Genomic DNA, 15,052 nt, shown 5'->3' with positions numbered 1-15,052 from the left:
AGCTCGGATTTTTTGGTAAAACTACAAATGTGATTGCATTTGTAGTTTAATTAACGAGGAACTAAACAACAGCCGCTTCTGCAATTGCACCCTGCATTTTACTCATCGCATCAATCAAACTTTGCAATTGTTGATCAGCTTTCAGCACTGCTAAACCGCGTACTGTCACCTTACCAGGAGAGTAAACAAAGCGTGTCTTGAGATGTTCTGGTAAATTCGCTGCAAGTAAATTCCATGCAGGTTCTTCCATTGGCGTTTCTAAAACTATGTGCTGTTTGTTCTCTGGTTTGATACGGCTAAATCCTAATTTCTTCGCTAATTGTTTGAGTTCCATCACCCGCAAGAGTTGATTGGCGGATACTGGTAAAGTACCATAGCGATCGCTCCACTCAGCTGCAATCTGCGTTAGCTCTTCTTTCGACTTCGCCGCCGCTACCGCACGATATGCGCTCATCTTTTGGTCAATGTCTGGAATATAATCGGCGGGGATAAAGGCGGTGAGGTTGAGGTCAATTTGGGTATCGTCAACTTTGGGAATTTCTTGACCGCGAATTTCTCTAATTGACTCCTCTAACATTTCCATGTACAAATCAAAACCAATGGCTTCCATTTGACCAGATTGTTCTGCACCTAGCAAGTTACCCACACCCCTGATTTCCATGTCGCGCATCGCTAATTGATAGCCGGAACCCAGTTGCGTAAATTCTTGAATCGCTCGTAATCTCTGCCTTGCCGCATCCGATAACGCCCGTTGTTTAGGATAAAATAACCATGCGTGGGCTTGAATCCCCGCACGTCCTACCCTTCCCCGTAACTGGTAAAGTTGCGATAATCCGAAGCGGTGCGCATCTTCAATTAAGATGGTGTTGACACGAGGAATATCTAACCCCGATTCAATAATTGTCGTACACACTAAAATATCTGCGTCACCATTGCTAAAGGTGAGCATGGTTGATTCTAACTCGCTCTCGTCCATTTGTCCGTGGGCGATCGCAAATCTTGCACCCGGAACCATCTCCCGCAATGCGGTTGTTGTTTCCTCAATTCCCTCCACACGGGGAACTACATAAAATACTTGTCCGCCTCGATCTAGTTCTTGACGAATTGCACTGCGTATGGTTTCCGGTTGTTTGGGTGCAAGATGGGTTTTAATTGGTCTTCTGGTTGGGGGTGGTGTGGTAATCAAACTCATTTCCCTGATCCCCGACAAGGACATATACAGGGTGCGGGGAATGGGTGTGGCGGAGAGAGTCAGGACATCGAGTTGGGTTTTCAAGGTTTTGATTTTTTCCTTCTGGTTCACCCCAAACCGTTGTTCCTCATCTATTACCAATAATCCTAAATCTTTGAAGTTCACACCTTTACCTAAAAGTTGGTGTGTCCCTACCACGACATCTAACTCACCCGTCGCTAATCGTTTTTGAATATCTCGCCGTTCCTCGGCTGTGCGGAAACGATTAAGTAACCCAATATTTACAGGATAGGGTGCAAAACGTTCTTTGAGGGTGTGGTAATGTTGCTGGGTAAGGATGGTTGTTGGTGCTAACAGTGCAACTTGTTTACCAGCAGTTACCGCCTTGAAAATGGCACGTATTGCTACTTCTGTCTTCCCGAAACCCACATCACCACATACTAACCGATCCATTGGGCGATCGCTTTCCATATCCCTTTTCACATCTTGCACAGCTTTTAGCTGGTCGGTTGTGGGTTGGTAAGGGAAGGAGTCTTCCATTTCCTCTTGCCAAGGCATATCTTGGGGATAAGCGAAACCTTCTTGTTTTGCTCGCGCGGCGTATAATTTCAGCAAGTCCACCGCCAATTTCTTAATCGCCTTGCGGACGCGGTTCTTAGTATTATCCCAAGCTTTCCCCGTCATCTTGTGCAGTTCCGGCGCTTTATCTCCCGTACTGCGGAACCGAGATAAAGCACCTACTTGGTCAGCCGCTACCCTTAACAGACCGTCAGCATACTGCACGACAATATAATCGCGGGTTTCATCGTTAATTGTCAGACTTTCCAGCTTGACAAATTTCCCAATCCCATGACTCCTGTGAACAACATAATCCCCCGGACGTAGCTTATTCGGGTCAACTTGCTTAGAAGCCGCCTTGCGCCGTTTACGGATATAGCTTGGTGTAGCTAGGGAATGTTGACCGTAAAATTCCCGGTCTGTGATGACTACTATGCGGTAGGTAGGCAGAATAAAACCTTCCAATTCCGCCAAACCAGAATATTTGATGGCTACAGGTGTATGGTTGATTACTAGCTTATCAATTGCTTGATAATCGCGGGGATTGGGGATAAATTGCGCTGGACAATCGTGTTCTTGTAGTAGGGAAACAGAACGGGAAGGTTGCGCCGAGAGTAACCAAATTGAGAAATTGCGATCGCGCTCTTGCCTTAATGTATCCGCTAACTTAGCAAATTGATGTGGTGTGACTGGTACAGACCGACTAGCTAAATTAATCCCGCTATTTTCCTCAGCTAGTTCTGATAAATATATAGTTTTAAATTTAGTCAGATCAGCCAAACACTCATCAAAAGACCGATGAATTTTTGGTAATTGTACAGCACCTAGATCCGCTTCCCCAGTTCCTAGTGACCATTGTTCCTCAGCATTTTCCACCCAGCGATCGCTATGAGCATGACACTGTTCTGGCTCATCAATTGCAATTAAAGTATTCTCAGGCAAATAATCTAACACTGATGCAGGTTGCCCAAAAGCCAAACCCAAAAAGCGCCGAGTCCCTTCTATAACTGCTGAGTCCTCCGCAAAAGAGTCAGAATTTAACTCAGAACTTAGCGATCGGAACTCAGCACTATCCTTGAGCGCAGTTGTAATAATAGGTGCAAAGCTTGTAGGCGTAAGCACGATTTGAGGTACTTTGTCAAGTGCGGAACGTTGAGTAGTTGGGTCAAATTCCCGTATTTGCTCAATCTCATCACCGAACCATTCCAACCGTACTGGCAATTCTGACGACACAGGGAAAACATCAACAATATCCCCGCGACGACTCCATTGTCCCTCAGTTTCCACCAAGGGAACCCTTTCGTATCCTAAAGTAGTAATTTTTTCACTGAAGGTATCTAAATCAAATTCCATTCCCCGTTTGAGGGTAAGGCAAAAAGGCGTAAACGCATCTGGTGGTGGTAAATGAGGTTGTAATGCGCCAACAGTAGCCACAACAGCAATTTTACTCTGTGGACTATTGACTATTGACTGTGGACTATTGACTATTGACTGTTTACCCTGAGCGAAGTCGTTCTCTACGTTCGCGGAGCGTGTCGTAGACAGAGGCTGCGCCAACGCGCTAGAGTCTCCGAAGGAGAAGGGTTGACTCTTAAGCAAATCCGCCAACACCTGCATCTGACCCCAAGTCATTTCCGTTTCCGGGTCAAAAGGTTCGTAAGGAGAGGCTTCTGATGTGGGATAAAAATGTACTGTTTGCCATCCCATCGCCTCCAACTGTGCGTAGGCGCGTCCAGCTTCTTCTAAGGTGGCACAGACAACAAATAAATTACTGCCACTATTCTGTGCTAATGCCGATGATACCAAGCCTTTAGGTAGACGGGGTATGCCGTTGAGGCGTAAATCCTGTTGGCGATTGAGCTTAGAAAGTAACTCAGTGGTGAGTGGCGATCGCGCTAAGGCACGCACAATAGAAGAAAATGACATAAGTTGGAAGTCGTTGCAGAACAGAAATCGAGAGGTAGCTTATAACAACTATTTTAAAAGTCTTAACACTGCTCTTAATAATCTGTGAAACAATAATACTGAACAAGTTCAGGAATCTATAAAAAACATCAACCCCTAGTCTCTAGCTTCTAAGCGTTAAAGCTACTACCCTATGTACTATGTGAGAGTCCCTCTAAATACTGGATACTAAGGATTGAGCGAAGTTCGCTCTATATAGCGGCAATTCATAATCATGTCCTCCATCACTGTTGAAATTTTAATCATTTTCGTACTAATTATTGCCAACGGTATTTTTTCTATGTCCGAGATGGCAATTGTCTCGGCGCGGAAGGTAAGGTTACAGCAACTCGCTAATCAAGGAGATGCTAAGGCAAAAGCAGCACTAAAACTGGCAGAGTCTCCCAATAATTTCCTATCTACGGTGCAAATAGGTATTTCCCTCATTGGTATCCTGACTGGTGCTTTTGGCGGCGCGACAATTGCTAGCAGACTAGCAGTGTACGTGAAATTAATACCTTTTTTAGCACCTTATAGTGAACCAGTTTCTTTCGGGATCATAGTTTTGATCATCACTTATCTATCCTTGATTGTTGGTGAACTAGTGCCGAAGCGTCTGGCATTAAACAATCCTGAACGCATTGCGTCTGTTGTGGCTATCCCAATGCGTGCATTGGCTGTTTTAGCTTCCCCGGCTGTACATTTGTTGAGTGCTTCTACTGACTTGGTATTGCGAATTTTAGGCATTACACCTTCTGATGAACCACAAGTTACAGAAGAAGAAATTAAAATCCTGATCGAGCAAGGTACAGAGGCCGGAACCTTTGAGGAAGCCGAACAGGACATGGTAGAGCGAGTGTTTCGTTTAGGCGATCGCCCAGTCAGTTCCTTCATGACACCCCGTCCTGATATCGTCTGGCTAGATTTAGAAGACACCACCGAAGAAAATCGCCAAAAGATGACCGAAAATGGTTATTCCCGTTATCCGGTGTGTCAGGGAGGACTAGACAATGTACTGGGAATTATTCCCGTTACCGATTTACTCGCCCGTAGTTTTCGCGGAGATGCCTTAGATTTAACAGTAGGATTGCGTCAGCCTGTATTTGTTCCCGAAAGCACCCGTGGCTTAAAAGTCTTGGAACTATTTAAGCAGACTATTACTCACATGGCCTTAGTTGTAGATGAATACGGCGTAATTCAAGGATTAGTTACCCTTAACGACATCATGAGCGAAATCGTTGGCGACGTTCCTTCAGCCGATGACGAAGAAGATCCCCAAGCTGTGCAAAGAGAAGATGGTTCCTGGCTACTCGATGGCATGTTAGCCGTGGAAGATTTTTTTGAAATGTTTGGTTTAGAAGAATGGGAATTTGAAGAACGGGGTAGCTATCAAACCCTTGGTGGCTTTGTGATTACCCATCTGGGACGCATTCCCGCAGCCACAGATCACTTTGAGTGGCAAAATATGCGCATTGAAGTAATGGACATGGATGGGAACCGCGTTGATAAAGTGCTGGTAGTGCCAAAGGCGAATAAAGTGGCAGATACCAAAGAAACTGAGTAGAATGCAGCAGACAGGAGGCAGGATAAGAATAACAACTGTCAACTGTCAACTCCCCATTCCTAAGTTCTTTATCTATCTTAGATGCCAGACGAAATTTTGCCGTAACCTGATAATGAGGTTAATTGCAATCATTAAAGAACAGAATAGATAAAGGCAGGTTGCATTCATGGCATATTCCTGGTTTAAAGCATTTCATATTATTGGCATTGTGGTTTGGTTTGCTGGCTTGTTCTACTTGGTAAGGTTGTTCATCTATCATGTGGAAGCTAACCAGGAACCAGAACCAGCACGGACGATACTGAAAAATCAGTATCAAATTATGGAAAAACGCCTCTACAATATCATTACCACACCAGGAATGTTGGTAACTGTAGCAATGGCGATCGGTTTAGTGAGTACAGAACCAGAGGTTTTAAAACAAGGTTGGTTACACTTTAAGCTGTTGTGCGTTGCTTTATTGATTGGTTATCACCACTACTGTAGTCGGTTAATGAAGAAGTTAGCCGCCGATGAATGTCGCTGGACTAGTCAGCAGTTACGAGCGCTCAACGAAGCACCAACAGTTATGCTAGTAGTTATCGTGATGCTGGCTGTGTTTAAAAATAATCTGCCGACGGATCTCACTGCTTGGCTAATTTTTGCCCTAGTAATATTTATGGCAGCCACCATCCAACTTTACGCCAGAAAACGCAGGTTGGATAAAGAAAAACTCACAGCCCAAATCGGACAAATCCAAGAACAAAGCTAGGTAAGTAAATGGACATAATTATTTAGAACACGCATTTCGACTACGCTCAATGCCCGATAAGCTGACTAGACGAGGGTTGAGCGGAGTCGAAACCCGATCATCTCAAGTTAGGTTTAACTTAGTCTTTCTACTTAACACTAATTTACTGCGCTTAATAAGTAAATTTAGCACAAATTAATGTTACCAATCTTTTGGGGTGGGCATCCTGCCCGCCCTAATGTACTTTACTTTGGTGTATAAAAAAATGAGTGAAACATAAAAACCTTCACTCATTACATCAAAATGGTTTGTATAGGTAACAAAACATCTTCAAACTTGTTACCTATACCCTTTCACCTGTTCCCTACTACCTACTCCCCAGTAATAGACAACTCCTCAACCCAAATTCGAGGAGCCACACCACCTGGAGTTAAAGACACCTCTTTTTCTACATAAATAATTGATTTCAAAAGTTCCAAGAAATCACCAGCAACAGTTGCTGATTCAATACTTATTTTCTCACCTTTATTAATCAACCAACCATCAAAGGGTAGAGAAAAAGAGCCTTGCAAAGCTCTCACACCAGCATGTAGAGCGTGTAAATCATCAATTAAAACCACATTCTCTGCTGTTTCTAAACTAAGTGCTTGCGCAGAATCTCCAGATGCAAATACATGGTAAAAGTTAGGACTAACACTAACTTTCGCCCCCATACTAGCATTACCTGTAGGTTGAGCATTCAACCTTTTTGCAGTTCCAGCGCTGTGAAGAAAGGCTTTTAAAATACCGCTTTCTATCAACGCAACCTTACGAGTGGGCGTACCTTCACCATCGAAAGTTTCTGCACCTATATTAGCTGGATGCAAAGCATCATCATAAACTGACAATAAAGGCGAAGCAATTTGTTTACCTATATCATCGGGAGTTGATAGACTTTGTTTATCAAGGATATTTTGAGCGTTAAATAAATTAGAAAACGCTCCTAGAAGACTCAAGAAAGCTTCAGGAGAAAAGACAACCTGATACTTACCAGTTTTAATTTTATCGTAATTTAGATGACTGATTGTTTTCTCAGCAGTTTCTTGGATACATCCATTGATGTCCAAATTGTCTAAACTACGATTAATTCTAAAAGCCCCTGCACTGCGTGGCTTTTTCCCTTCCTCATCAGTTTTGCTATAAAGATAAACTGATGCTAAAGAAACAGATTCAGTTCTCAAAGCGCCTGCACTATTGAGATAAAACCTATCAATATCTCTTTGTGCCAAACCATTATAAGGCACACTTTGGATAGCTGGATGAGCAGCCAACAATTCTTTTTCTGCTAGCAACAGCTTGTCTATAAGTTCTGAAACTGGAGCTTGGGGAGCTTTTTCATTTAACGTATTGTCAATAGGTACAGTAGCTTCTGGACTAAAATCTGGCGCATTTTCTTTAACACCAAAAAAACTAGCTTCGTAAGCAGTTTTTAAAGCCAATTCTAATCCTTTAGGATCTACATCTGTAGTGCTAGTAATGCCTATTGTATTATCTTCATTCCAAACACGTACAGTTACCCCAGAACGATTTGAGGCTTTAACCTGTTTCGGTTCACCTTGGTCAACTTGTACACTAGTTTCATCTACAGTTGAGCCATAAATATCAAACTTTTGAATGCCCAGCTTTTGAGCATTGTCTTGGGCGTAAGATGCAATTTCTTGAATATTTGGCATAGTCAGACAAATTTGGATTTTAGAGTTTAGATTTTAGAAGATGTTTGAAAAGTCGTGATTGATGTATCAAATATTTTTTCACCCCTCCCTAACCCTCCCCTTATAAAGGGGAGGAAACTAAATTTTTCTTGTTTCCCCCCTTTACAAGGGGGGACTAAGGGGGGTAAAAAACAATTAATTGCTTTTCAAACAATCTCTTAGATTTGAGTAAAGTAGATTAAATTTTGGATTTGCGGATATTATGGATTACGTTTTTCCTCGTAAGTTTTTTATTGATGCAACCTTTTAAACTGCTGCTCATTCACAATCCAAAATCCAAAATTTAAAATCTAAAATTCTTAGCGTCCACCTACTGTAATGGAATCGACTTTGATGTGGGGTTGTCCTACGGTTGTGTAGATGCTGCCACTAACAGAACCACAGAAACCAGGTGCGAGTTCCAAATCTTGGGAACACATGGAAATCTTATTCATAATTTCCTTAGCTTCGCCGATGAGGGTAGCACCTTTTAATGGTTTGGTGATTTTGCCATTTTCAATTAAATAGGCTTCATCAACACTAAAGTTAAATTGACCAGTAGCGCCAACACTACCACCACCCATCTTTTTACAGTAAATACCTTTATCCACAGAGGCGAATAAATCTTCAATCTTATAATCGCCAGTAGCAATGTAAGTATTACGCATCCGGCTGGCAGCAGCAAAAGTATAATTTTGACGGCGGCCACTACCTGTTCTGGGGTGTCCAGTACGCCAAGAACCAGTTCTGTCTGCTAAGAAGTTTTTCAAAACACCTTTTTCAATTAGCAGGGTTCTTTGGGCTGGCATACCCTCATCATCCATGTCAATTGTGCCGAAGGCATTATCGGCTCGTCCTTCATCCCAAGCTGTTAAGCTTTCGTGGGCGATTTTTTCACCTTTCTTGTCAGCGAAGGGTGTGGTGTTGCGTTCGATTTGGGTTGTTTCTAATAAATGTCCGCAGGCTTCGTGGAAAATAACTCCGCCGAAGTGATTCGCCATGATGACGGGGTATGTACCCGATTCTACATAATCTGCATAAAGCATTTTACCCGCAGATTCGGCAATTTGCTCGGAAGCTTGTTGATAATCCCAAGTTCTGAGGAAGTTAGCATCGCTAGTATTCCCAGCACGTTCACCAATTGAGGCACGATGAGCGACATCAGCACACAGTAGGTTAAATCCCACCGATTGAGTCAGGCGGATATCACGGGCAAATGTGCCATCACTAGCGGCAACTAATACTTCCTGCCAATCGCGGAAATATGTAGCCCGGCGTGATTGTATATGGCTGGCTTTTTGCTTGAGGTATGCTGTCCCATCTAGAAGGATTTCTCCCATTTCCCGGATAGAACTACACAGGGGTAGCCAGCTATCTTTGCCGCGTTTGCTGGCGTAGTCTCTGAGTAATTCTAGGTTAATTTCTGGGATGAAAGCGTTAGGGGCTGGTAATTGTAAGCCCAGGATAGATAAACCTTTTTCTAAAGCTGCTTTTAAGCCAGAGAATGATAAGTCGTTTGTGCTGACGTAGCAGTCGGCTTTGCCACGAAATACTCTGACTCCTGCACCTGTGGCTAGGCTTGGGGAAATACTGGTAATTGTATCGTCTTCTGCCAAACTACTAATATAGTTGCGGCGTTCTAGAAAAAATTCCACAAAGTCCGCACCTGCTGCCCGTCCTAAACCCAAAAGGGTAGCTAAGGGCGCTTCCCATGTTTCATCGAATCGTTCTGGGGTTGAGAAATATTGCAGGTTAGGAAGTTGGTTTGAGAGAAGTAGGGTACTTGTAAGCATGAATAGCCTCGTCTGCTGGCGTTATCAGAGATTTGACTGAAAAAATCCTGGTGTCATCAGTCTAACAAATCGGTGAAAGCTACAGATGGCAGATAGGCGGTGGAGGTTTCCCTACTTTTTATGTTTTGATAAGTTTGTAGTAAGCACTTTAGTCCTTCTACATTAAGGGCTAAATTAAATCTAACTTGAGATCGCCGGGTTTCGACTGCGCTCAACCCTCTTCTAATAAGGTTAGCGAGCATTGAGCGTTCGCGTAGCGTCTCGTAGAGAAGTCGAAATGCGTCTTCTAAATAATCGTGTCCACCTATTTACTACTAACAATTGATGGTAAATGTTATGCAAACAGCAACTCAAAAGCGTACTTACACTCCTGAAGAATATTTAGAAATGGAGGAAAAGGCTGAGTTTAGAAGCGAGTACCGTGATGGAGAAATTATTCCGATGACTGGTGGCACTACTAATCATAATCAAATAGCTCTTAATTTTGCCTTTGCTTTAAAAGCAGCTTTGCGGGGTCAAGATTACAAGATTTACATTGCTGATGTGCGTTTATGGATACCTTGCTATCGGCAGTATACCTATCCTGATGTGATGTTAATTCAAGGTCAGCCAGTTTATATGGAAGCAAGCACTACTACGGTGATGAATCCATCATTAATTGTAGAGGTTTTATCTAACTCTACAAAAAATTATGACCAAGGAGATAAGTTTCTTTACTATCGCTCAATTGCAGAATTTCAAGAATACATTTTAATTGATCAGTATGAATATCGTGTGATGCAATATGTGAAGACAGATACAGATAAGTGGTTATTTAATGAATTGAAAGGCGAGTCTGCAAATTTATCGCTTCAGACTGTTAGTTTGCAAGTTTCACTACTTGAGCTTTATGAACAAGTAGATTTTACTGAAAGTTATGGTGATGAATAGTATTCATTGAAATTTAAGTTAAGGAATATCTAAATAAGCTAGTGATACAATAATTTTTTCAATTACTTATTGCTTATAATGTTGACTATGTTCTAAATTTTTAAGAAAAATAGGGAATACACTTAACTATTAAAAGTAGTGTTTTTTGCCTAGTTTGACATAACTTAAATTATTTAAGATATTCGTTAGACAAATTACACACTTTTGATAAAATCTAGCCTTTTTGTTATTTTAATCAAAGCAATTTGATTGGTGATTAAACTGTCACTTTTTTTTGGGTTTCTTTTTTGCCGTATTTGCGTTTTAATGCACCCAAGCCTACAGTACCTACACCAAGACCAAGCATAGTGATTGGTTCGGGGACAGGTGTGCTAGAGTTGACAAAGCTATCACTACCACCTGGAAAGGCGGGTACGTGGATACCAGCTAACAATGTACGATTAGTAATGGCATTGATAACAGCTTGGTAGTTACCCTGAGCAGTAAAACTAACCCCTAATATTTCACTTGTTTGTACTGAGTTAGCGTTATTGTTTCCTGGGATTCTAGTCGCAGAGAAAGCTGTACTAACCCAATTTGCAATATTACCACTTTGTGGCAAATTAGGATTATTGTCTAATTGAAAGTTCACAATACCAACGTTGCCAACATTGATTTGGAAGTTAGATAGTAAAGTAGACGCTGCTGAACCACCAAAAGCTACCTGATCAATACGCGCATTATTAGGAACACTGTTATTAAACGCAAATCTAACTGCGTTGTTACCTAGATCCTCTACATCCAAACTAAAGTTACCAACAAAAGAATCTCCAACTGTAGTAGGAGGATTAGTTGTAATGTTCTCGAAACCAAAGGTAGTACTAATAGCAGCCGCAGGGTTTATAGAACTTGCAGCCAGGGCAATTCCTGATGCGGCTAACAAACTAGAAAAAACAGACGTAATCTTCATAGTTAATCAAAAACTGAATAAACAGTGTGTAGTAAACATACAGTATTATTGCCAGTAAATCAATTGATATAGATACCAACTTCATCAAATATTCATCAAATAAAAATATTTAATTTTTTGAATATTTAATGATTCTTTATCAAGATATTCATTTAAGTGAGGTAGGTAATCAATGTTTTAAAACGCAGAGGAATATTGAGGGAAGCGTAGAGAAACGCAGAGGCTACCCAATTCTATTAACAATATTATTTAGTACCTCAGCAGATTACTAACGCTATATATATTTTCCTATTCAAGTTTTAAGGTAAATTGCTCACACTGACATAGATGTTTTTCAGTTGAGTAATTTGTAGAATCAAGAAATAACTATGAACCACCTTCTTAACTGTTACTAACTACACCCAATATATTTAATGGCAAAATCTTCAAATAATCTAAAGCTTGCTCTATCACAGAAGCATCTGTTTTCCCAATTCTTACCACCATCAATACGCCATCTGTGTAGGGTGATATTATACTAACATCAGATAAACCAAAGAAATGGGGAGCATCGTAAATCACTAAATCATAACTGTTTTGAAAATCTACCATCAATTGCCTCATTTTTTCAGAAGCAAGTAGTTTTATTGGATCTTCTGGTGCTGGGCCAGCAGTAATCAAAGACAACTGCTCCATTGTTGGTAGTTTGTGAATAACTTCACTTACTGGTAAATTTGTCGATAATAAACTACTCAAACCCCATAAATTCTTTAAATTCGCTAGGTTATGAATCATGGGTTGGCGGAGGTTAGCATCTACAAGCAATACTCGCAGTCCCATTGCTGTGGCTGTTTGCGCTAGATAAAAAGCAACAATAGATTTTCCATCACCAGCCATGACTGAACTGATGACTAAAGAACGTATTTGAGACTTGTGTTTAATTTGTTGAATGTTTGTATAGAGAAATCTTAATGAGTCTAAAAATTCTGGTGAATAACTACTATATTCTTGAGTAATTGTTACTTCGGATACTTCATCTGTATCTTGACTACTTGCTAACAAAGAACTAAAGGCTTTCAACTGAGGGAATTTTGACTTGGAAGTTCGAGCTTGTAAGGATTTAACTTCATTGTCAAAAGGAACATTCCCCAGCAAAGGAAAGTTAATATTTTTCTTGAGTTTGAGTATGCTATTGTAACTATTAGATACTTTTTCGAGTAATATAGCTACCCCAACACCAGCACCTAAACTCACAAATAAACCTATAATCAAGTTACGTAGTCTATTAGCACCATTGACTAACTTAGGTTCAGAAGGTGGTTGGATTAATTGCCAACCTAACTCATTTTGAGATATTTGAATTTGTAAGGTTTCGCGGTTTGATAAGAAACGATTCAGGCTGTCGTTAGCAAACTGTAACCTGCGCTGTATTTCTGTATATTGTCGGGATAAAATTGGTACTTGCTTGCGTTGCTGTTGAAGTCGCTGTAATAATTTAGCAGTTTCTCGGCTTTGTATTTCTAAAGATTGAAGTTGAGTTTTTAATTCTGCCTCTTTTACATTTAAAATACGCTTTTCTTCTTGTTGCAATACAGGTAGCAGGCTATCTCGTTTCTCTTTTAAAGTTTGTAGTCTAGGGTTGTCCGTTTGTAATAGTGTTGACTCTGTAGCGATTTGCGTATCTAATTGAGTTAGCTGACCTAAAAGCTGCTGATATAAAGCCGCACCATTAAGTACAGTTTTTCTTCCCTTGTCTGTTTGAAGCTCATCTAATTGATTACGAACTTGTGTTATCTGTAAATTAGTACTTTGCTGTGTACCAGCTAAGGAAGCTGCTTGAGTATCAAGATTTTCTCCCCGATTGTCGGGATTGTTAAAATCATACCTTTGACGGAAAGATTGCAGTTCTTGTTGGATTTGATCAACCCGTTTTTGAATAGATGGTAACTGATCTTCAATAAATTTAATCCCTTGACGTAACTTAGTTTGTCGTCTTTTTTGACTATAGTCTAAATAATCTTTTGCAAGTAGTTCTAATACGGTTTTAACTTGATTGGGATCACTGGACTTATAACTAGTCTCTATAATTTTAGTTTCTCCCACTCTTTTGATAGTTAAAGACTCTACTAGAGATGGATAACTAACATCTGGAAAAGATTTTCTCAATTCTTGCAGAGTATTTCTCATCAGTTGAGGACTTTTGAGAACTAGAATTTGGCTATCATAATCTAGTTTTGAATCATTAGTATTAGTATCTTTAACAACGTTTACCGCCTCGCTATCATCACTCACTGGTTCCACTAACACGAAAAAGCTGCTTTCATATTCTATCGGCTGTTTACGGAATATTACGTTTACAGCCACAATAGTCATCACGACTATAGATACTCCTGCTATGACACGCGATCGCCTTTTGATGACATTTAGCCAATCCCGTATACTAAACTTTTCCTCTTCTTCTTCACGCCAGGGAACTGGGACAGGTTGTGGTTGAGGCAATAAAGACTTAGATGTACCGTTTTGTTCAGTGTGCAAAGTATGATTATTATGATTATATTTACTCATTGTATAAATTTAAAGATTATTTAAAAAATTATATTTACTATGAATTATGAAAAATATCCATATCACTTTTTGTTAGATGTTCTCAAAAGAAGCCAGCATCAACAATAGATAAGAATAAGCTTTGATTTCTGAAACAATCCACGTAGATAGGAAACGGGGAACAGGAAAAAAGGCTTTCTATAATATATTGAGTTTTTACAGCTACGAAACCTTACGGATATATAGATGGAATGTGAGATATGTGGTGCTATATTATACTCTTTTAAGTAGAATATTTACTAAGTAGTTAGTTACCTCAAATTTTATTTATTGATAACCTGTTGAGTATATTAACTTATGACTTCTTTGAATTAGCAAGTTAACTGCTGACATTCAACTGGTAACATACTAACGCATCAGTAATTATTCGATTTACCAAGTAAAATATATTATACAAGTTATCAAAATTAAAATAAAGTTATATTAAAAAATATAACTAAAATGAAAATATTCTTTTTTCTTAATTTATCCTGAATATATCAGGATTTGTACAACTTATACTTAGATTATAAATGTGGAAGCATTTTTGTATTGTGAAGATTTAGTCAGTTATTGTTACTGCTTTTATAAATGTCACGTAAGTATATATCAATTGACTTTACAGAGTAAGTCTATATAGCGTTCTTTGTTAAGAGGCACTACAGTATAGAAGTCAAAATTTACAGAATAGAGTGCTTGGGAAAAGACTTGTAACCATATTAAGATTTATGTAAGTTTGCTATGCGCTAAAGCTTTAGCCTTAGTAAAAGCGAAGGTGAGTAAAATACTTTTGCTTTACTACTAATTTGCTTTATCCAGAAATAGCCTAGATAGTCTAGGTTAAAAATAAGTTAAAGGTTACTAAATTAGTTTGATTTAGATGTCCTTACACTCATATAGTAACGAGTTCTTATTTATATTGTACAAATTTTAATTATAAATAATTTATAAAATATGTTTTTTATGAAGAAGTATAGAAAGAATCCTTTATTAAAATGAATTTTTTGTAAAGAGTACAATGATTCTTTAAATCATGGTATTGTATATTTCGTGATTACACTTAGTCAATACAAGGTATTTAAAACTATGAGATGAAAGTTACT

The 15,052-nt window shown here is 39.7% G+C and carries 8 protein-coding genes; 3 read left to right on the top strand and 5 right to left on the bottom strand.

Annotation, left to right across the window (positions count from 1 at the left end; all coding sequences use genetic code 11):
- Window positions 1-61 precede the first annotated feature (61 nt).
- Window positions 62-3,676 carry a transcription-repair coupling factor gene (gene mfd, locus NSMS1_RS08435; RefSeq protein WP_224092490.1) on the bottom strand — a complete coding sequence of 1,205 codons (3,615 nt, stop codon included), beginning with the start codon at window positions 3,674-3,676 and terminating at the stop codon, window positions 62-64.
- A gap of 253 nt (window positions 3,677-3,929) precedes the next feature.
- Here mfd and NSMS1_RS08430 point away from each other — a divergent pair, with 253 nt between their 5' ends.
- Both NSMS1_RS08430 and hemJ read left to right on the top strand, forming a co-directional pair.
- A complete protein-coding gene (locus NSMS1_RS08430) occupies window positions 3,930-5,258 on the top strand; it encodes a hemolysin family protein (protein WP_224092488.1) in 1,329 nt (442 codons plus the stop codon).
- A 166-nt stretch (window positions 5,259-5,424) separates the two neighbouring features.
- Window positions 5,425-6,006 (top strand): protoporphyrinogen oxidase HemJ, encoded by a 582-nt coding sequence (gene hemJ / locus NSMS1_RS08425; protein WP_224092486.1) that lies wholly within the window; start codon window positions 5,425-5,427, stop codon window positions 6,004-6,006.
- 350 nt (window positions 6,007-6,356) lie between these two features.
- Here the strand turns inward: hemJ and NSMS1_RS08420 are convergent, their stop codons facing one another.
- Together NSMS1_RS08420 and NSMS1_RS08415 are read right to left on the bottom strand one after the other, a co-directional pair.
- Entirely contained in the window at window positions 6,357-7,697 is a 1,341-nt protein-coding gene (locus NSMS1_RS08420; protein WP_224092485.1) for a TldD/PmbA family protein, read from the bottom strand.
- A 338-nt stretch (window positions 7,698-8,035) separates the two neighbouring features.
- Window positions 8,036-9,508 (bottom strand): TldD/PmbA family protein, encoded by a 1,473-nt coding sequence (locus NSMS1_RS08415; RefSeq protein WP_224092484.1) that lies wholly within the window; start codon window positions 9,506-9,508, stop codon window positions 8,036-8,038.
- Window positions 9,509-9,844: 336 nt separating this feature from the next.
- Here NSMS1_RS08415 and NSMS1_RS08410 point away from each other — a divergent pair, with 336 nt between their 5' ends.
- Window positions 9,845-10,438, top strand: coding sequence for a Uma2 family endonuclease (locus tag NSMS1_RS08410; RefSeq protein WP_224092483.1), 594 nt, complete (start codon window positions 9,845-9,847; stop codon window positions 10,436-10,438).
- Between the two features lie 256 nt (window positions 10,439-10,694).
- On the opposite strand, the gene NSMS1_RS08405 is transcribed toward NSMS1_RS08410, so the two are convergent.
- Both NSMS1_RS08405 and NSMS1_RS08400 read right to left on the bottom strand, forming a co-directional pair.
- On the bottom strand, window positions 10,695-11,387 hold the full coding sequence (locus NSMS1_RS08405) for a PEP-CTERM sorting domain-containing protein (RefSeq protein WP_224092482.1): 693 nt from the start codon (window positions 11,385-11,387) through the stop codon (window positions 10,695-10,697).
- A gap of 381 nt (window positions 11,388-11,768) precedes the next feature.
- Complete coding sequence (locus tag NSMS1_RS08400; protein WP_224092481.1) at window positions 11,769-13,901, bottom strand: GumC family protein; 2,133 nt, start codon at window positions 13,899-13,901, stop codon at window positions 11,769-11,771.
- Between the last annotated feature and the right edge of the window lie 1,151 nt (window positions 13,902-15,052).

It is taken from the genome of Nostoc sp. MS1, assembly GCF_019976755.1.
GTDB lineage: Bacteria > Cyanobacteriota > Cyanobacteriia > Cyanobacteriales > Nostocaceae > Trichormus.
This window is presented reverse-complemented; position numbering and strand designations above follow the sequence as displayed.